The 21537-nt window shown below is 37.0% G+C and carries 14 protein-coding genes; all 14 read right to left on the bottom strand.

The genetic code is table 11. The annotated features are described in order from the left end of the window. Positions 1 to 9: 9 nt before the first annotated feature. Positions 10 to 7149, bottom strand: a complete 7140-nt coding sequence (locus BN990_RS07905; protein WP_038243299.1) for an amino acid adenylation domain-containing protein — start codon at positions 7147 to 7149, stop codon at positions 10 to 12. 26 nt (positions 7150 to 7175) lie between these two features. After that, positions 7176 to 8057, bottom strand: coding sequence for an isochorismatase (locus BN990_RS07900; protein ID WP_021290897.1), 882 nt, complete (start codon positions 8055 to 8057; stop codon positions 7176 to 7178). A gap of 30 nt (positions 8058 to 8087) precedes the next feature. Further along, a complete protein-coding gene (locus tag BN990_RS07895; protein WP_021290896.1) occupies positions 8088 to 9701 on the bottom strand; it encodes a (2,3-dihydroxybenzoyl)adenylate synthase in 1614 nt (537 codons plus the stop codon). 25 nt (positions 9702 to 9726) lie between these two features. Continuing rightward, positions 9727 to 10902 carry an isochorismate synthase DhbC gene (dhbC, locus tag BN990_RS07890; RefSeq protein ID WP_038243296.1) on the bottom strand — a complete coding sequence of 392 codons (1176 nt, stop codon included), beginning with the start codon at positions 10900 to 10902 and terminating at the stop codon, positions 9727 to 9729. A 30-nt stretch (positions 10903 to 10932) separates the two neighbouring features. Continuing rightward, positions 10933 to 11718 carry a 2,3-dihydro-2,3-dihydroxybenzoate dehydrogenase gene (locus BN990_RS07885; RefSeq protein WP_021290894.1) on the bottom strand — a complete coding sequence of 262 codons (786 nt, stop codon included), beginning with the start codon at positions 11716 to 11718 and terminating at the stop codon, positions 10933 to 10935. Positions 11719 to 12212: 494 nt separating this feature from the next. Continuing rightward, positions 12213 to 13139, bottom strand: a complete 927-nt coding sequence (gene dnaI, locus BN990_RS07880) for a primosomal protein DnaI (protein ID WP_021290893.1) — start codon at positions 13137 to 13139, stop codon at positions 12213 to 12215. 21 nt (positions 13140 to 13160) lie between these two features. Continuing rightward, positions 13161 to 14501 carry a replication initiation and membrane attachment family protein gene (locus BN990_RS07875; protein ID WP_038243293.1) on the bottom strand — a complete coding sequence of 447 codons (1341 nt, stop codon included), beginning with the start codon at positions 14499 to 14501 and terminating at the stop codon, positions 13161 to 13163. A 25-nt stretch (positions 14502 to 14526) separates the two neighbouring features. Then, on the bottom strand, positions 14527 to 14991 hold the full coding sequence (nrdR, locus tag BN990_RS07870) for a transcriptional regulator NrdR (protein WP_021290891.1): 465 nt from the start codon (positions 14989 to 14991) through the stop codon (positions 14527 to 14529). Positions 14992 to 15019: 28 nt separating this feature from the next. Then, entirely contained in the window at positions 15020 to 15415 is a 396-nt protein-coding gene (locus BN990_RS07865) for a hypothetical protein (RefSeq protein ID WP_021290890.1), read from the bottom strand. 155 nt (positions 15416 to 15570) lie between these two features. Then, on the bottom strand, positions 15571 to 15954 hold the full coding sequence (speD, locus tag BN990_RS07860) for an adenosylmethionine decarboxylase (RefSeq protein WP_038243289.1): 384 nt from the start codon (positions 15952 to 15954) through the stop codon (positions 15571 to 15573). A gap of 177 nt (positions 15955 to 16131) precedes the next feature. Next, the gene (locus tag BN990_RS07855) at positions 16132 to 17163 is read right to left on the bottom strand and encodes a glyceraldehyde-3-phosphate dehydrogenase (protein WP_021290888.1); all 1032 of its coding nucleotides are present in this window, start codon (positions 17161 to 17163) and stop codon (positions 16132 to 16134) included. 214 nt (positions 17164 to 17377) lie between these two features. Beyond that, on the bottom strand, positions 17378 to 17977 hold the full coding sequence (gene coaE / locus BN990_RS07850; RefSeq protein WP_021290887.1) for a dephospho-CoA kinase: 600 nt from the start codon (positions 17975 to 17977) through the stop codon (positions 17378 to 17380). Between the two features lie 4 nt (positions 17978 to 17981). Further along, on the bottom strand, positions 17982 to 18815 hold the full coding sequence (gene mutM, locus BN990_RS07845; RefSeq protein WP_021290886.1) for a DNA-formamidopyrimidine glycosylase: 834 nt from the start codon (positions 18813 to 18815) through the stop codon (positions 17982 to 17984). A 12-nt stretch (positions 18816 to 18827) separates the two neighbouring features. Beyond that, positions 18828 to 21464 (bottom strand): DNA polymerase I, encoded by a 2637-nt coding sequence (gene polA, locus BN990_RS07840; RefSeq protein ID WP_038243286.1) that lies wholly within the window; start codon positions 21462 to 21464, stop codon positions 18828 to 18830. Positions 21465 to 21537: the final 73 nt, after the last annotated feature.

The following is a 21537-nucleotide window of genomic DNA, read 5'->3' as shown; positions in this document are numbered from 1 at the left end:
TCTCATTGATTAATTCACTTGTAATTGGAATAGTTTCTGCAATAGAACATCGCCAATTTCGGTTAATGGTTCAGGCTGACACATATCTTTATGACGACAATGAATATCATGCACTTCGATATTTCCATTAATATATGGAGTCCATGTATTTGGTGAAATCTCATCAAACCACTCTGGTATAATCGTGGAACGGAAAAACAAGACGTCACCTGAAAATGCTTTCGGCTTGTATTCACTTAAAATACGTACTGAATTTCCATAAGTCTCTTTTAAATTTAAAATCGTTTGATCACTAAGGCTTGCTAGTGCACTGCCATTATTACGTAATATGTTAAGTGCATTCTCAAAATTCAATGGTTCATTGCCAAGATTTTCAGGATCAAATCCACCTAATGCCAGCAGAGCGACAAGTGACTCTTCATCATCTGGTGTATTCTTTATAGGAAGAAAATGACTCGGATAAGCATCTAGCATGGCAACCAATGATACAGTGTCTCCTAATTCTTGTAATTGCGTAGCCATTGCATGTATAACATTTCCACCTAAAGACCAGCCAACAAGCTGATAAGGTCCCTCTGGTTGTACTTGCTTTATCTGTTGTATATATTCACTAGCCATGGCATCTATTGATGAAGGTAAGTGACTAGAATCCGCAATCCCCCTGGCTTGTATACCATATATCGGAAAATCTTTTCCTAAACTATTTAATAATCCTGCATAACACCAACTTAATCCTCCAGCAGGATGAACACAGAAGAGTGGTGGCTGATTCCCGCTTTCTCTTAATGGTAGTAGTACATCTAAGGCATGATGGTCGCTCTCTTCTGAAAGTTGGTCTGCAAGACCCGCTACAGAAGGAGCAGCAAACAATGTACCAATATTCAAGTCTACTCCGAGTACTTGCTTTATCCGCGTCATTAATTGAACAGCCAGTAAGGAGTGACCTCCCAGATCAAAGAATCCATCATCAATACCAACTTGTGGCAAATCAAGAATTTCTGCAAATAAAGCACAAAGAATTTCTTCTTGTGGCGTTCTTGGGATACGATAAGCATTACTCATACCATATTCAGGGACTGGTAATACTTTCTTATCTAATTTTCCATTAGGAGTTAATGGGAGAGTTTCCATCATTACATAAGCAGATGGAACCATATACTCAGGAAGATGTTTCGCAGCGAACGCTCTCCAATTATCTTCCTCTGTTTCCATGTCATACTTACAAGTGCAATAGGCTACAAGTCGTTCGTCACCTGGTTGATCTTCACGTACCATTACCACGACATCATCAATATCAGGATGTTTAGCTAACACTGCTTCGATTTCACCTAATTCAATGCGAAATCCCCTTAATTTAACTTGATGATCGGCACGACCAATATAATCTAAGGAACCATCATGGTTCCAGCAGGCAAGATCGCCAGTACGATACATTCGACTACCACTAGTTCCATACGGATTAGCTATAAAACGATCGGCAGTTAAATCCGGTCTATTTAGATAACCTAAAGCCATTCCATCACCAGATACATACAGTTCTCCTACTGTATCTGGAGGAACAGGATTTAAATAATCATCCAATATATATACTCCTAAATCTGGAATTCCTTGACCAATGATACTATTTGCATTTAATGTAATACTTGCCTTATCTAACTCTTTATAAGAAACATGGACGGTAGTTTCCGTAATTCCATACATATTAATTAACTGTGGATAATGTTGCTCATGTCTCTCATACCATTCTTCTAATCGATTTAAATCTAATGCTTCACCGCCAAAAATGACATATCGTAGATTTAGATTTACCCCACCCAAATGACGATCTGCTTGGATAAGTTGATAGAATGCAGAAGGCGTTTGATTAAGAACTGTAACTTTTTCATCTACCAAAAGATTCAAGAACGCTTCCGGCGAGCGACTGATCTCATGTGGGACAATGACTAACTTCCCACCATATAACAGGGCACCCCACATTTCCCAAACAGAAAAATCAAATGCATAGGAATGGAATAACGTCCATACATCTTCAGCATGAAAATGGAACCAATGATCCGTCGCTCCAAATAATCGAACGACATTCTGATGTGGAACAACCACACCTTTTGGATTCCCAGTCGATCCAGAAGTATAGATAACATAAGCTGGATGATAAGGAGAAAGTGAACCATTACGATCTCTATTTGTCGGATTTGATGTTTTTTGTTTATGCAATTGTTGTTTCGTACTATTTTCATCTAATACAATAATTGAATGAGGATGATTATTGTTAAATTTATCTTTATGCTGTTGATCTGTAATGAGACATACAGGCTTCGTATTGTTATACATATAAGTAATTCGAGCATCTGGATAATTCGGATCAAGCGGTACATATCCTGCCCCTGCCTTTAGAATCCCGAGTAAACCAGTGATCATATCGATTGACCTAGGCATTGCTAAAGCCACAAATTGATTTGGCCCTACACCTTTTGCTATTAGTAAATGAGCAAGCCTGTTTGCTTGTTGATTGATATCTTCATATGTTAATGAAGTATGATTATTACTTACGACAGCCTCTGCATTTGGATGATGGGCTACTTGCTTTTCAAATAAATCAGGTAATATATTTTCGGCTACTACCATTTTCTGTCTGCTCCAACCGGACAAGATCATCTCTTCCTCGTGAGAACCCAATATATTTAGCTTACCAACTGGTTGATCCATATCGACTACTGCTGATTCTAGCAGTCTCAAAAAGCGTTGGAACATATTTTCAATCGTTTGGTGATTGAATAAATCTGTACTATATTCAACCATTCCTTTTACACCATCTGGGTTGCCTTCCCTATTTTTAAATTCTTGAAATTCAACTGTTAAATCGAATTTCGCAGACCCTACACTCTTCACTGTTATATTACTATCTAGTTCAGGTAAATCCAAACCAGGGTTCGGCGTATTTTGCAGCGCGAACATAATTTGAAATAATGGATGCTTTGAACGAGATCGAATTGGATTCAATTCTTCAACTAATCGCTCAAAAGGGACATCCTGATGTTCATAAGCATTTAAGTTTGTACGACGAACTCTTTGAAGTAACTCTCGAAAACTAGGATCACCAGAAGTATTTGTACGTAATACGATCGTATTAATAAATAAACCAACAATATCTTCTACCGCATCATCATTCCTACCAGCAACTGGAGTACCTAAAGGAATATCTTGCCCTGCCCCAAGTCGAGTTAATAATGCCGTAAATCCAGCTTGCAATGCCATAAAAAGACTGGCACCGTTAAGTTGACTCATTTTTAATAGTTGGCGGTGTAATTCAGGAGTGATGGTAAAATAATAACTATCTCCTTTATAGGTTGACTCTACTGGACGTGGATAATCCGTTGGTAAGTCTAATTGATCTGGTAGATTCGCAAGTTCCTGTGTCCAATAGTCCAATTCATTCGCCATCAAGCTTGTCTGACCATTCTCTGATCCTAATAGCGCTTCTTGCCATAATACAAAATCTGCATATTCCAATGGCAACGCAGACCAATTTGGTTTTTCTCCCTTACTTCTTCGTTGGTAAGCTCTCTCTAGGTCCTGTACAAGTGGCCGAAGTGACCAACCATCACCAACAATATGATGAATCAAAAGTACAAGTACATAGTGATCCTTCTCTATTTGTAAAAGCGTTACACGAAATGGAGCTTCTTCTGATAAATTAAAACAATAGTTTATTTCTGAATGAATGACATCATCCACTTTCGTTTTATCTGTTTGCCTTTGATAAATCACAGGATTAGCTTCCTTAGTACTTAAAATTAATTGAAGCGGATTTCCTTCCGTTTCTGGAAAAATAGTCCGTAATGACTGGTGTCTATCCACCACATCATAGATGGATTGTTCTAGGGCATCGATATTTAAATCACCCGTTAATTCAATAACTACTGGAATATTATAAGTTGCACTCGCTCCTTCTAATTGATAAAGGAACCATAACCTTTGCTGTGCAAAGGATAACGGTATATTTACTGGTTTTTCCATTTTGTTTATCGGTGGTCTAGCTTGCTTACCATCATTAATCTCATCCGCAAGACTTGCAACGGTAGGTGCTGTAAATAGTTTACTTATACCAATTTCTACATTAAAAATCTGACGGATGTGATTAATTAACTGCCCAGCAAGTAGAGATTGACCCCCAAGATCAAAGAAATTATCGTCAATTCCGACACGATGAACGCCTAACACTTTAGCAAATAAATCACATATAATCTCCTCTTGTGGTGTCCTAGGCTCTCTATCTGATACTTCTTGGTCCATATCTGGAGCAGGAAGCGCTTTACGATCGAGTTTCCCATTTGGTGTTAGTGGGAGACTCGGAATAATAAGGTACACGGATGGTTCCATGTAATCTGGAAGCTTCTCTTGTATATGTGAACGAATTTCATTTCTATCCAACGATTCATCTGCAACAAGATAGGCTACCAACCGATGATTACTTAACTGGTCTGTTTGTACAATTACAGCAGCTTGTTCAACATCTGGATGTGTCATTAGTACATTCTCAATTTCACCTAGTTCAATTCGAAATCCACGAAGCTTCACTTGGTGGTCAGACCTACTAATATAATCAATTGTGCCATCACTTAACCATTTAGCGATATCTCCTGTATAATACATTCTCTCCCCAGGATGGCTGAAAGGATTAGCTATGAACCTTTCAGCAGTTAATCCAGGGCGATTTAAATAGCCATTGGCAATTCCTTTCCCTGCAATATAAAGATCACCAGGAACATTGGGGGGTAATGGGTTTAAAGCTGCATCCAAAATATAAACTTTGGTATTATCAATGGGTCTGCCAATTAATGCTTTAGCTTCATTATCTCTAATTGGCATAGCGGTTGACCAAATTGTTGTTTCCGTCGGACCATATAAATTCGTTATCTTACAATTTAACGTAAGTAAGTCCTCCATCAGTTTTGCAGGTAGTGCCTCACCACCAACCAACGCTTGTAATCCTTGAATCGTGTTTGGGCGATATGTTACTAGCGTTTGCCAGAGAGTAGGAGTAGCCTGCATAATCGTAATATCTCTTGTTTCAATAGTCTGTGCTAATTTATCCGTATCTTGAATCGTTTCTTTATCAACAATGACAGTTGTTGCACCATTCAAGATAGGTAGAAATAATTCCAGAGCAGAAATATCAAATGCTATTGTTGTTACGGCTAAGAGCCGGTCGCTAGCTTGAAGATTGAATTTCAATTGCATTGACTCGAGAAAATTAATCAAGCCTTCATTTCTCACTACAACACCTTTCGGCCTACCTGTAGAACCAGAAGTATAAATCATATAAGCTGGTTCACTCCCAGAAACAATAGGAGAGGGAAAGGTTTGATTATTCGAGAAAGTTAATTCTTCTTGTATGTTGTTATCATCTAGGTTTACTACGATTATTTTCTCTTTCTCCAATGAAATTTGATCTTTTACTGTCGTAATAACACAAGCAGGTTGTGCGTCTTCAAGCATATACGTAATTCGATCTTGCGGATAGCTCGGATCAATTGGTAAATAGGCAGCACCGGTTTTTATTACTGCAAGAATGGATACAAGCATTTCATCTGAACGAGGTAACATAATTGCTACAAAGTGTCCCTGCTTTACACCTCGCTTACGAAGCAAATAAGCGGTTTGATTTGCTCGACCATTTAATTCTCTGTAAGAAAGCCTCTTTTCTCCAAACTCTACAGCAATACGTTCTGGATTCGTTTTTACTTGCTCTTCAAAACGAGATAAAAATGGCTTATCAGCAATTTCATGATAGGCTGGATTCCAATCTTCTAGCACCTGCTGCCTTTCCTTTGTTAGTAATAAGTTAAGCTTACCAATTGCTTGCTTCGTTGAGGAATTAGCTATATCTACCACAAGTTTTTCTATTCGTTGTAGATGTAAATACACATCCTGTTCACTATAAATATCAGGGTTAGCATCTAAATCAAATCGTAATCCAGAATCATTCTTCTGATCATAAATGTTTAACGATAGGTCCTCAACAGGCCCTGTTGCAAGCTTGTATATTGTTCCTTTTGCTTTTCCAAATCGTAGTGTATAATCAAAAGGCATAATATTTATCTGTGGACCGAACAACCGTTGGTTATCCCCCAATAATTTGAGATCACGCTGCAAATCTTCATGCCTATAATGCTGATGATTACGTATGATACGGATTTCTTGATGAATTTGCTCGATCAGATTATGTAATGATACATCCGGCTGTAACGATAATCGTAATGGCAGCATATTCATCACTGTTGCTGGAACTCGCAAAGATGATGTTCCAAAACGATTCATCATAGGTAAACTCAAAATCACATTTTCTTCTCCGGTCATCCGATGTACATAAATGGCTAATGCTGCAATCACCATATCATGCCAATTACCTTTATATCTCCTCGATTTATTATGAAGGGAAGTAAGGATTGCATTATCCACATAAGTTGTATCACTTATGTAATAAGCAGGTAACCTCGTTGAACGATCTACTAAACTAACGACTTCTGGATAATCTCTAAAGTGATTCATCCAGAAGTCACGATCAGCCTCAAATTTCTCCGAATTTCTATATCCTTGATCTTCGGTTATAACCTTTGTAAATGAGCCCAATGCACTGCCATCATCTAATTTTTCCCCTTGGAGAAATAATGTATACAACGATGCAACCCTTTGATTAATGAGGGAGAAACCGAATGCATCTGCAGCAATATGATGTATTTTTTGATACCAAAAATATCGATTTTCATCAATTTGAAAGATAACCTGTTTAAATAATAAATCCTTTTCGATGTCGATTGGTTGTGACAAATCATCCTTCATCCATCTTTTCGCAAATTGACTAGGGTTGGAATGTTCACGAGCATCAAGGTAATCGATAGAAAAGTCTTTCTCTAATTGAATAGATTGCCTTGGTCCTTCATGACTTTCTTCTAAATGAGCATGTAGGCTTTCTGCTTCCAAAACCGTTTGCCTAATCGCTTGTTGCAGATGATTGATATCCAACTTTCCTTTTATATCCACATATTCTCCTGTGTTGTAAATAGGATTACTAGGATCTAGTTTTTGAGCATACCAAATCCCTGTCTGAGCACCAGTTAAAGGGTACCGTTTTTGTTTCATTGTCATGTTACCTCCTATCCATAGACACTAGTTTATGTATTTTGTGGTATCCCAGTAATCATTTCCCACCAATCGTTTAGGGTCGGCCTTTCTACTAATTTCATAAAGTTAACTTCAATTCCCTCTTGCCGCCATTCCTCTACTAAACTCATCATGCGAATCGAATCAAGCCCTACGTCTATTAGATTATCCGTATTTCCTAGCTCTTTAGGATCAAGGTCGAGCAAATGAGCTATTTGCTTTTTTAGATTAGAAAACGAAATAGGTTCATCCTGATATGAGGTAAGATCTCGTAAAACAGTCTCTGTAGTTAAACAATACCCACAACGATTTGCAACGTACTGTAAAGCCATATTATGATCTGATTCCGAAAAATCGGCTACTGCATCTGCAACGAAGAATGATTGGATATCTTCCATAAATGCGTCGGTTGCTGTCACTAAACAACCAATATGCGCATACACGCCAGTGATTATTAGTTGATCCCTACCGCTATCTTGTAATATACGTAAAAAATCAGACCTTTTAAAAGCACTGTAGCGCCATTTTGTTAATAGAATATCGGATTCATCTGGAGTAAGTTCTGTAATTATTTGCGTCTCCGATGCATCTTCGCTTAGTCCAGAACCCCAGAAATCTTGTAAGAGAGCTCGATCAACTGGATCTTGATTACCTGGCTGGGCTGTATAAAAAACTGGTATATTCATTTGTTTACACTGCTCTTTTAGTTGTTGAATATGGTTGATTAGTTCAGGTAACGGTGATTGACTAGAGTCATAAGCATTCATAAAATATTGCTGCATATCATGGATAAGTAGTACCGCCCGCTCCGGGTCAACTTGCCAGTCCACTTTATTATTAGGTAAATCTGTGCTTTTTGGCATCGGATATGTTGTTATAGATGGAAGTCCCATCTTATTCACTCCCTTTCATCCTATAAATGATTATATATTGATTTTTTGTGCAATTTGTTGTCGCAATGTTTTTTTACTAACTTTCCCAAATGGCGTTTGAGGGAATGCTTCAACAATCTCTACACGATCCGGTATTTTATATGCAGCCAAGCCTTTTTCCCTTAAAAAATTCCTGAAATCTGCCGGTTTTTCCGAAGGAGATTTTAAAATAAGGAATGCACAAGTTCTTTCACCAAGGAATTTATCAGGCATAGCAACGATTGCAGCATCAAATACATTCGCATGTGCCAATAAATGGTTTTCGACTTCCTCTGCTGCGATCTTTTCTCCACCTCTATTAATTTGATCCTTATCACGGCCTTCAACAGTGATATAACCATGTTCATTCACACTTACTAAATCACCGGTTCGGTAAAAGCCATCACTAGTAAAAGCTTTCCGGTTATGTACTGGAGCCATATAATATCCTCTTATTGTATAGGGTCCACGAGTTAATAACTCTCCTACTTCACCTATCGGCACGATCGTATCTTCTTCATCTACAATCCGAATCTCATCATATGCTGACATTGGTTTTCCTTGTGTATGTACAATTATCTCGTCTGGATCATCTAAGCGTGTATAATTAACAAGGCCCTCCGCCATTCCAAATACTTGTTGTAATTTACAATCAAACGCAGGTTGAATACGTTTCGCAACTTCCGCACTAAATTTCGCTCCTCCAACTTGAATTACTTGTAGACTTGTTAAATCATCTTCATGACTTTTTATTGCTTCAAGCCATATAAGAGCAATTGGCGGTACAAGTGCAGTAATATTCACCTGTTCTTTTTCTATTAACGGGAATGCTTTATCGGGACTGGAACCCAAAGATAATACAACCTTGCCACCTGCATACAATATTCCAAGTACGCCTGGTGAACTCATCGGGAAATTATGTGCAATAGGTAGTACAGCTAGAAATACACTATTTTCATTAATCCGACAAATTTGATTACTTAAGTGTAATGTATAGATATAGTCATCATGCGTGCGTGGAATTAATTTGGATAACCCTGTACTCCCCCCAGATAACTGTAAGAACGCTATTTCACTTGCTTTAATTTCTGGCTCTTTAAATTCTGCTTGTAAATACAATTCAGAAAGCGACGTGTATTCATTTGTCTCACCATGAACAATGATATGTTCAAGTGAATTTACGCTTTTTTGTACGTCGTTTGCTAATGCTGTATAATTAAACCCTCCATACGTGTCAGGAATGATATACGCTTTGGCTTCCGCAAATTCACAAAAATAGCTAATCTCACTATACCGATGTGCTGGAAGGGCATATACGGGAATTGCTCCTAAACGAAATAAAGCAAAGACGACATCAAAAAATGCAAGTTGATTAGGCAGCTGTACCACTACACGATCTTCTTTTTGTATCCCTAACCTTTGAAGACCTGCTGCAAGCTGGTCTACGTTTGCATTAAAATCACTGTAAGACACTTCTGTTTCACCGTCTGTCATGGCAATTTGGTTTCCGTATTTATTGGCATTTTCTTGCAACAACTGTCCAAATGTTTTTCCTTGCCAACACCCTTTTTCCCGATAAAAAGTTGCAAATTCATCTGGCCAAGTTGGACATCCTGCTAAAACCATTGTGCCATTCCTCCTTTATCCTTTTTCAAATTCCCATTCCTTGGAGCATCGTACCAAATTTCGCTGCAGTCTCAGCCAACTCATCATCAGGGTTTGAACCAGCTACAATTCCAGCTCCTGCATATAATTGAAGGTTGTTGCCTTGTATTTCGGCACAACGAATCGTAACTACCCACTCCCCATTTCCAGATGCATCACACCAACCTACCATTCCAGTAAAAAAACCTCGATCAAATGGTTCTATTTTCTCTATAGCATTACGAGCATCCTCCGTAGGGTAGCCACAAACAGCTGGCGTTGGGTGCAACGCTGTTGCTAAATCGATAGAAGTTACTTGAGAATCTTTTAAAGTCCCTGTAATTTCAGTAGAAAGATGCCACATTGCTTCTGTCTTGATTACTGTTGGCTTATTCGGTACATCTAGCTCTAAACAAAAACCTTGTAGTGATTGTTTCACCGCTTCGACAACTACCGTATGTTCATGTAAGTCCTTCGTTGAGTCGAGTAATTCTTTAGCTTGCTGCTCATCCTCAATTGGATCTTTACAACGAGGGCGTGATCCAGCTAACGGATTTGCCACGATCTTTTCTCCCATTTTCGAGACAAGTAATTCTGGACTTGCCCCAATTAATGTTCGATCTTCTAAATGGTCATTTTCGGTACTTAAATGAGCTGCAAATGTGTAGCCCGATTTGTTATCAAACGCCAGATTCTTTAATAATTGATGTGTATCTATTCGATTGGCTGAAGTTATATGTAACGATCTCGATAAAACAATTTTTTGGATCGAACCTGCCTCAATAGCATCCAAACCTTGTAATACACCAGCCAAATATGCCTCTGGTTCTGGTACAGATTGAATTTCAAATGAACTGCTAGATGCTTTTTTGCATTCATCATCCTGAATTGAAAGAGAGGATCCGATACGAATATCTTTTGGGATGACTAGCTTTGCTGCTGTAGAAGTACTAAATGGAATCGCTCCTACCACTATTGGCTTGTTTTGCCCAGCTAATTTAGCCTGAGTCAATGCATTCCTAATTTGATTCGACAACCCATGATTATTTGAAGTATCGACAGTTGAATATACCCCTCTTCCCAAAATCGTCCGTAACGGTGAAGCTAGGAAAAAATCGCCCTTTTGATAATGCTCAAGTAAAGGTGCTTGTCCCCTTTTATTTGTAGCAGTAGCGTTTATCATTTCTAATATCCTCCTTTTATTGTGCTTGTTTTACAACCCTAATGTTGCTCCACCATCTACACAAATATCCTCCATTGTAATATGACCAGCCATATCAGAAGTAAGGAATAATACAGTTCGGGTAACATCCAATGGATGCCCTATTTTACCTAGTGGAATTCCTAGTCGGTATTCTTCTGCAGTTCCGCTGATCGATATTTGTTCTCCTTGCTCATCTTTCCACAACTGTTTAAGCATATCTGTTTCCGTAGATCCTGGAGAAACAATATTACAACGAATATGATGTTGCGCTAACTCTAGTCCTAAGCATTTAACAAACATAGTGGTAGCTGCTTTTGAAGCTGCATAAGCAGCCATTGACATCCGTGGCATACGTGCAGCATTTGAACTCACAATAACCATTGAACCTTTTTGGCGTGGAATCATTCTTCTGCTTACTGCTTGTGCTATATGAAATACGCCAGTAGTATTAATCGCAAAAGTTGTATCCCAATTCGTTTTTGGTAACGAAACAACTTCGTCCAAATAAAGGACACCAGCTGCATGAATAAGTATTTCTATTGGTCCAACATCCCTCTCAATGGTTTCTATTGTTTTCTCAACTTCATCGTAATCACGAATATCAAGAGGGCATGATGCTAGTTGGATCCCCTTTTGCTGCAAATCACTCACAAATGAATAAAGCTTATCTTTCTGATTATCTATTGCGACTACATATGCCCCATTATCAGAAAGCTGTTCAACTATCGACTGTCCCATACCACCTGAAGCACCTATAACGACAGCTACCTTTCCTTTAATTCCCGTAAACTGCATGGTATCACTCCTTCCAACGTTCGTTTCATATAAATAACTATTATTACCTATAATTATAATGAGAATGATTATCATTATCATTATTTAAACTAAATGATAACCGTTCTCATTGATGGAATCAAGTGATTTTTTGAACTTTTTACCAATTGTATGAAAAGTCCTATTTCTAAAGCATTAGTCTAGAAAAGTCAAATCCTTAAAGTATAAGTCTTTTTCATTACTTCATTTAAAAATGGAATAGCGCTAGAGGGGCGATCTAAAGGTGATAATAAAAGGAGGTTTGTTAAACCCGTGCCGTTCGGTCCGTAACAAGATTACGACGGACATTCGTATTATAAAGTCTCTTTTTCATACAGAAGTGTGGGGGGATTCACTACACTAATCGCTTTAGTCTGACACAGTTGAATTAACTTGGTTTTAGTAATCATCCTCGTAAACGTTATATTCCTATAAAAAAAAGAGCTTGAAAATTCAAGCTCTTGTGCATCCTAACGTTATTTTCTTCTATTTTCAGCGAAAATGGGAATTTCTTTACTAATCTGTTTCATCCGTTCAATAATCCGGCCAGCTTTCACCGTTTCAACGCCCGTCTTCGTTTGTGCAAGATGACTTTCTAACTCTTCCATACTGTAATTAGATGTAAAGAATACCGGGAGTCCCTCCATCATTCTATATTGCAATAACGAGCCAAGAATTTCATCACGAAACCAAGAGGATTGCATTTCGGCACCAATATCATCAAGCATAAGTACATCTGCTTTTTTAAAATAATCTAGCTTTTTATTTATCGAATCATCTTTCATCGAAGCCTTCATTTCACGTACAAACTCCGGCATATAAATAATAGTCGAAGAAAGCTGTAATTCTTTTAGTTTGTTAGCTAAAGCCCCTAGAAAGTATGTTTTCCCTACTCCGAATGGACCGTAAAAATAAATCCCTTTTTCAGGTACACCTGACTTAGCTTGTTCCACAAATTGGAGTAATTCTTTAACCGCTTTACTTCGTTTAGGATCTGTATCAATGTTATCAATCGTTGCTTCAAGAATTTGTTTCGGCATATATAAACTCTGAACCATCTGTTGTTGCTCCCGCTGCTTTTCATAATCCTTCCGATTATGGCATTTTTCATAAGATAAATGGATCTCTTTGTCTTCTACTTGTAAAACAGGAGAATAACCTTGAACCATATTCTTACATTCTTCAAAACATGTACATTGATCACACTGCTTTGATTGTGTTTTGTATTCATGAAGCTTTATTAAATTTTTATCTATTTCCGCTTGTGGCAATTGAGGATGTTCGGCTAAAAATGATTTAATCTCCCCATCACTAAGTATTTCTTGTTTTATTTTTAAATAATTTTCCTGGAAGTTCTCATTTTCTCTCATCCACTTTTGCAGCGAGGATTGTACTGGCTTCATATTATTCATCCTTGATCACACTTATTTATTGTTGCTTGAATATTGTTTTAACAACGCTTCTATTTCTTTTTGTTCCTTAGCTTCATCTAAGACTTCTTCCTGGGCTGCAGCCATTTGCCTTTGCTTGCTCTTCTGTTCCTTAAACCAATCAGGAATTACTTCTCTTGATTGTTTTGTTCGATAGGTGTTTGGGCTTGTCTTTCCTTTTTGGAAACTATTTCTTTCTTGTTTCGCAAAGACCATAGCTTCTTTAGCGGTTTTCAAATTAGCTCTTGACCAATGACTTGCTATTTTCCCTAAATAAGCTTTAGAAAGCTTCATGTTAGATTGAAGTAATACATAATGAATTAAGACATTCATAACTGGAGAAGGTAAACCTTGTTGGGTCATGGTATCACGAATTAACCGTAAATCCTGTTCTGACGCTTGATTGCCGCTAGACAGATCTTCCAACAGTTGCTTTGGAGATATGGTTTCTAAGTGTTGAATCAATTGCTCTTCCTTTGTCTCCGGTTTCTTTCGATCGGTTTGGTTTCCATCAATAAAACTATCCTTTTCTGTGAGCTGCACTTTATTCCCTTTCGATTTTGATTGAAAGACGTCATGACACGCAGCTTTAAATTCATCCACATGGAGGTAGTTTTCATCTGTTAATGCCCATAAAAGGGACTTTTCAATTTCAAATGTCTCTAAATCATATAAAAACATCATTTGGGAAATCAACTTACGGTTATATGAAGTAAGTACTTTTTGTACTGGGATCATCCGTTGTTTCAATACATGCTCAATCCAAGAAAGATCTGTATGCTCAACCATTCCCGCTGGTTCTTCTTCATCTTCCACCTCTATTGTACTCACAGGTCTTATCGTCTGAAAGACATCCAGAAAAGAAGCAGTTATACTCTCCCCATACGTATCCATAGATTGTTGTACAAAATACTGTTTTAATCCGTTATATTTGTCCATACCGATATGGTGGTATAAAAGCTGAGATAACATAGGATCTTTAAAAAAGTTTTTTGGTGAGAATAAAGGCTGTAATTCATACGTATAAATATTGTTTGTTCCATTATTTTTTTGATATGTTTTTAACATACCAATTCCTTCTAATTTTAAACGCGCAGCATATATTTCATCTAAAGGTAGATTTAAGTAATTCATTAACGTATGATGAGTTTGGGGTTTCGTATTATTCATTTGTAGGTCTTTCTCATGTAATAACGTTTGGTATAAAGTAACTGCTTGAATTCCAATTAACGGTTGATATAAATGTGTTAAAGATTTTGCGTAGTCAATCGGTAATGATTCTTTGAGAACAACATAATAACCTTCAACAGGTAAAATCTTGCCAATCCTGTTCATCCTCACTCTAATCCTTTCATGTTGATTAATTTTGCTTATCCGTTTTAATTAAATCTTTTAACTCATCAAGAAAAACGCTGATATCTTTAAATTGTCGGTATACGGAAGCAAATCGCACATAAGCTACTTCATCTAATTGAGAAAGTCGATCCATAACTCTTTCACCTACTTCTTTACTATCGACCTCTGAAATCCCTTCATTGCGAAGCTCTTTCTCAACGCCCAATGCAATCCCTTCAATCCTTTCTAATGGAACTGGTCGTTTTTCACATGCTCTAATAATGCCACGAATCAATTTTTCACGGCTAAACTCCTGACGTGCTCCATCTTTTTTAACAACAATTAAAGGAACATCTTCAATTCGCTCAAATGTTGTAAAGCGAAAACCGCATTGTTCACATTCCCTACGTCTCCTTATCGATTGGCCTTCCTCTATTGGTCTTGAGTCTAATACTTTTGTACTTTTGTTATGGCAATTTGAACATCTCATGCCGTTCAACCCCACTCCTCATATCTACCTATGCCTGTTTCTCTTTTGTTATTAACGGTAATTCTTTATTTATATCTTCATAAAGTAGCTTAATTAATTTTGTACTGTAACCGAAGTCAATTGGTAGCAGCGATTCAGTAGTCACTGAAAAATCAACTGCGGTTTGGTACGGTCTTACCATAATAATGGTTGCTATAATAAACGCTTTTTTTCCTTTTTTAAGGTTTACACTAATCTCTCCATGTTCTTTGGATATTGAGTGTAATTCATATACTTGAGAACGCTGGAATAAATCCTCAAGTAAACTCATCCCTTTGTCTTTAGTTGTTTTATAATAATGTGTTTGGAGTGAGGGATCCCAATGATTATCTCTAGTCTCTGCATGATTACTAAAATATTTAGAAATTGTATTTCGAAACGACAATTTTCGACACCCCAATACAGTATATAGATTCCTATGTATAGTATTACTATTTTAACATGTTTTGTATAAAACCTCTAATAGAAAACAAGAATGGGCTAATAATCTGCCATTCCTTTAATAGCAGACTATCAACCCATCATTATATCTTATTTTATTTACATTTGTACATTTTGAATATTTTTCATTTTTACTGGGCCAATACCTCTTGACACTTCAACTTTTTCATAATTATTACATTCTAACGAGCGAGCAATATATTCAACTGCTGTATTCGGATTTATTTCATCACCGCAAGTATAGACATCAATGCTTGCGTAACCATGTTCAGGAAAACTATGAATGGTTAAGTGGGATTCGGATATAATAACTACCCCACTCACTCCTTGGGGTGCGAACTTGTGAAACGTTACTTCACGAATTTCGGCACCAGCTTTCAACGCAGCTTCAACAAATATTCGCTCAATCATTGCCATATTATTTAATTTATCAATATTACATTCCCATAATTCAGCAATAATGTGCCTTCCCATTGTATCCATCGAAAGTTCCCCCTCATGGTATTTTCTTGATACCTACTTCTGCCAAGGGGGGAATGTTAGTCCGATGAGGCCCTAACCCTTTAGGCAGTAAGACAATCAATCAAGAATACAACGAAAAGTATAAACTGTTTCTTCTTTAAATGCAATCTTTTTATAGAGATAGAGCTGTCCCTATTCTTAGCTAATCTGAGCCTGTTGCTGGTACAGGAAACTGCCGACATGTTTTGCCAAATCTAATACCCTTTTCGAATAACCCCATTCGTTATCATACCACGCTAGAACCTTTATTTTATGGTCATCAATTACTATTGTAGATAAGCCATCAATAATAGCAGAGTACTCCGTTGTCGTATAGTCAATGGAAACTAATGGTGCTTCACTATAATCGACTATCCCTTGATAATCTGACTTACTAGCATTTCTAAAGACTTGATTTACTTCTTTAGCGGTTGCTGTTTTCTTTACATCGACAACAAGATCTACAAGGGAAACATTCGGTGTTGGTACACGAAGTGCCATTCCATGAAGTTTACCATTTAGATGTGGAAGTACTTCTCCTAATGCCTTTGCTGCTCCAGTTGATGTTGGTATAATAGATTGCGTACATCCTCTTGCACGCCTGAGATCTTTATGTGGATTATCAATGTTTTTTTGATCATTTGTAAATGAATGAACGGTTGTCATTAATCCATTTTCGATACCAAAGGAGTCATCTAAGATTTTTACTACTGGTGCTAAACAATTGGTCGTACACGAAGCGTTAGAAATAATAGCTTCTGTTTTTGGATTAAATGTATGTTCATTTACCCCCATTACAATTGTATTATCCACATCTTTCCCTGGAGCAGTGATCACCACTTTCCGAGCCCCAGCACGTAAATGACCGCCAGCAGTTTCTTTTGTTTTGAATTTGCCTGTTGCTTCAATAACAATATCGATCTTTAATTCTTCCCAAGGTAATTGTTCGGGAACTCGAGAATTAACTAATGCAATTTTATGGTTATCTATTATAATCGAATCTTTAAGCGCTTTCACTTCCTTGTTAAAGATCCCATGAACACTATCATACTTTATTAGATGGGCTAATGTCTCCGCAGGATAGCTCGCATTGATGGCCACAACATCAAAACGTTCATCCTCAACTGCTTGACGAAATACCATACGCCCAATGCGTCCAAAACCATTTATAGCAATTCGTGTTTTATTCATCTGTGGTCCCCCTATTTTAAGTTATACTTTTTTCGTTCATTTGTTAATTAGTATAACACATTTATAATTGTGTGTGTTCCTTATTTTTGATTTCAGTATAAGTTTTAGTTTTCAAACAATTCATTATGGAGGGTTACTGAATTTAAAGGCTATTTTAATAAGCAGTTACAAAAAAACAGGTTGTCTGCGATTGAGACAACCTGTTCATGTAAAATTAAATGACATTCCAAGATGCTAAAAGACGTTCTAACTGTTCATAGGATTCATATTTGGTTTGATTATTATTAATAACTGCATCTGCCATTGCTGCTTTAGCTTTTACAGGCATTTGTGATGCAATACGTTGTTTTGCTTCGTGTTCAGAATAATTATTCCTCTTCATTAGACGTTCTAATTGCACTTGCTCATCAACATAGACAACAATTGTTTTCTCAACTAACGTGGTTAGTTTACTTTCGAATAGCAGCGGTATATCTAATACAACACAAGTTGCCCCAGCTTTAACATATCCGTCTCGGCGATCAAGCATTTTTTTGCGTACTGCTGGATGTACAATTTCATTTAACTGCTTTCGTTTTGTTTCTTCATTAAAAACAATGTCTCCAAGTTTCTCACGATTTAATGTCTTATCTTCCCTTAAAATATGGCTTCCAAATGTTTCAATTATTTGTTCATAAGCTATCTCTCCTGGATTTACGACTTCTCTTGAGATTTTATCTGCATCAATAACAGGAATATTAAAATCATCAAACATAAGCGAAACCGTACTCTTTCCAGTAGCAATACTACCTGTTAATCCAATGATTAATGCCATCATCTCACCTCTTTAATACCTGACACGAGGTACAAATATGGGTTCCTCGACCACCAATTTTCATTTTAACAATTGTCTTTCCACAATTTTTACAAGGTTTGTTTTCTTGTCCATAAACAAACAGCTCTTGCTGGAACATTCCCATATCGCCTTGACCATTAACGTAAGATCGAATTGTTGTACCACCCTTTATAACAGCTGCTTGAATAGTAGCTATCGCCTGTTTACGAATTTCCTTTATTTCTTTTTGAGTCAATCTATTCGCTTGCTTTAATGGATGAACTCCCGCTCTAAATAATGTTTCATCCACATAAATATTACCTAACCCGGCAACAATTGTTTGATCTAATAAAGCTGCTTTAATTACTCGTTCCGTCTTTTTTAACTTTGTAATAAAATATTCTGGTGTAAACGCATCATCAAATGGATCTGGCCCTAATAAGCATAAAGGCTTATTATCTTGTTCTTCCCCTTTTTTAAATAAATGCATTGTTCCAAATTTGCGAACATCATTATAGCGTAACTGATCTCCATTAGTAAAAGAGAAAATGACATGGGTGTGTTTCTTTTCTGGTTCTGAGCCTGCAGTTACACTATACTTCCCCTCCATTCGTAAATGGGATACGAGAACATAATCATCCAATTCGAATAACAAAAACTTCCCTTTTCGCTGGATATCTGTAATCGTTTGCCCTATGATTTCTGATTTAAATTGTTCCACATCATCAGGCCGTTTGATGATTTTTGGCCACCTTACATCTACATGCTCAATCGTTTTATTTAAGACAAATTGTCTTAAAGTGTTTCGAATTGTTTCTACTTCTGGTAATTCCGGCATCTCCTTATCTCCTTACTTCGCATCAAACCAGCTATCCCCATACGCATAATCCACTTTTAACGGAACGGCGAGTTCAACCGTTTCTTCCATTATAGCTGGTATAATCTCTTTTAGTTTATCTATCTCAGAACGTGGCGCCTCTACGATTAATTCATCGTGTACCTGCAGCAGCATTCTTGCTTGTAGCTTCTCTTCCTTTAACTTGTTATCCAGATCAATCATTGCTTTTTTAATAATGTCAGCAGCACTGCCTTGGATCGGTGAATTCATTGCCGTTCGCTCTGCAAAACTTCTAACATTAAAATTTCTACTCGTGATATCAGGCAGATACCTTCTACGTTTCATCAATGTACTTACAAACCCTTTGTGTTTCGCCTCTTGAACGATTTCTTCCATATATACTTTAACACCAGGATAACTAGCAAAATATCGGTCAATAAATTTTTTCGCTTCTTTTCTAGTAATACCTAGATTTTGGGATAGTCCATAGTCACTAATACCATATACAATGCCAAAGTTAACAGCTTTTGCTTGACGTCGCATATTAGCTGTAACTTGATCTTTTTCAACATGAAAGACATCCATTGCTGTTTGTGTATGAATGTCTATATTATTTTTGAAAGCAGCAATAAGTTTCTCATCATTGGCTATGTGAGCTAATACTCGTAATTCAATCTGCGAGTAATCAGCAGCAAACATTACCCAACCTTCCTTCGCTGGTACAAAGGCTTGTCGGATTTTTCTACCCTCTTCTAGACGAATCGGTATATTTTGCAAATTAGGGTCAATGGAACTTAATCTTCCTGTTTGTGTCAGTGCTTGATTAAAGCGGGTATGAATCTTGTTTGTTTCTTTATTTACTACCTTCAATAAGCCTTCAATATACGTAGATTGTAATTTACCCAGCTGGCGATATAATAGGAGTTTCGGAATAATTTCATGTTCATCTTGCAACTGTTCAAGGACATCCGCAGCAGTTGAATAGCCTGTCTTTGTTTTCTTAATCACTGGCAACTCCAGCTTTTCAAATAGAATTGGCCCTAATTGTTTTGGTGAATTTAAATTAAATGATTCTCCTGCTAAGTCATGCACTTCTTTCTCCAATTGATCCAATCGATCTTTTAAATTAACTCTCATTTCTTCTAAACGTTCTTTATCAACAGCTACTCCCGTATGCTCCATCTCACCTAGTATTAAAGCTAGAGGCATCTCGAGTTCTTTATATAAATCATATTGTTCATTTGCTTCAAGTTGCTGTTCCATCTTATTTCGTAATTCAAACATCACAGTTGCTTTACTAATTACATGTTCAGCTAAAACTTTTTGTTCAGGCAGCTTTAATTTAGCACCTTTACCATATATTTCTTCATCAAAGTAGCAATCATTTCTTCCGAACCGATTTCCAATTGCCGGTATGTCATGATTATTCTCTGATGGATTAAGTAGGTAGGATGCTAATAGCATATCGAATGTAATTCCTTTAATATGAATGTCTTCTCTCAAAAGGGCGACGAGTGTTTTTTTTGCATCAAATACGAATTTCTTCTTTTTTCCATCTTCTAACCAATTTTGAAATGAAGTTGACCTCAATGCTTCTTCTGTTGGTAGAAAATAGGCATGCTCAGCATTAACGATCCCAAAGCCTTCAATTGCTAATTGATGATAGTTTTCCCCTAACATTTCAACAATTAACGCTTCTTCACCAGTTATCATATCAGCTGATAATTCGTTAATAACCGTATAATCAATCTCTGCTTTTTCGTAGACCATATCAGCTTCTTCATCTTGTCCATCTAATCGGCTAAGCAATGATTGAAAACCTAATTGTTTAAAAACTTCACTTACCTTCTTCTGCTCATATCCATTGTAAGTAATATCTTTGGTAGAAATCGTTACTGGCGAATCGCGTTCGATCGTAACAAGTTGTTTACTCATAAATGCGTCTTCTTTATGATTTGTAAGTTTCTCTTTTAGTTTTTTACCACTGACTTTATCTATATGTTCATATACATTTTCTAATGTCTCAAATTGCTTTAAAAGCTTAACTGCAGTCTTCTCTCCAACGCCAGGTACACCTGGGATATTATCAGAGTTATCTCCCATTAAAGCTTTTAGGTCAATAATTTGATCCTGCGAAATTTCCATTTTGTTTTTCAAAAAAGTAGGTGTATATCGCTCTACCTCACTTATACCTTTTTTGGTTAGATTAACGGTAACCTTGTCTGAGACAAGTTGAAGCAGATCTTTATCTCCAGAAATAACCGTTACATCCCATTTGTCTTTTCTTACACGCTTGGACAATGTGCCGATAATATCATCTGCTTCATAGTTGTCGAGTTGATAATGAGCAATTTCAAATGCATCTAATACTTCCTTTAATAAAGGGAACTGTTCAGATAGCTCTGGTGGTGTCTTTTGACGTCCACCTTTATACTCTTTATAAGTTGTATGTCGAAAAGTTGTCTTGCCTGCATCAAATGCAACAAGCACATGGGTAGGTTCCTCTTCCTTCAGGATACGAAGAAGCATCGTTGTAAAACCATATACTGCATTTGTATAAACACCTTTATCATTATTCAACAATGGCAAGGCAAAAAAGGCTCGATAAATAATACTATTTCCATCTATTAATACTAATTTATTGCTCATAGTCTCGCCTCCGAAAATTCATCATTAAACATATTTTATCATTCTAGCTTTATAAAGTGAAACGACAGTATAA

The organism is Virgibacillus salexigens, assembly GCF_000723585.1.
Taxonomy (GTDB): domain Bacteria; phylum Bacillota; class Bacilli; order Bacillales; family Amphibacillaceae; genus Virgibacillus; species Virgibacillus salexigens.
The sequence above is the reverse complement of the archived record's forward strand: the minus strand, read 5'-3'. Positions and strand labels throughout refer to the sequence as shown.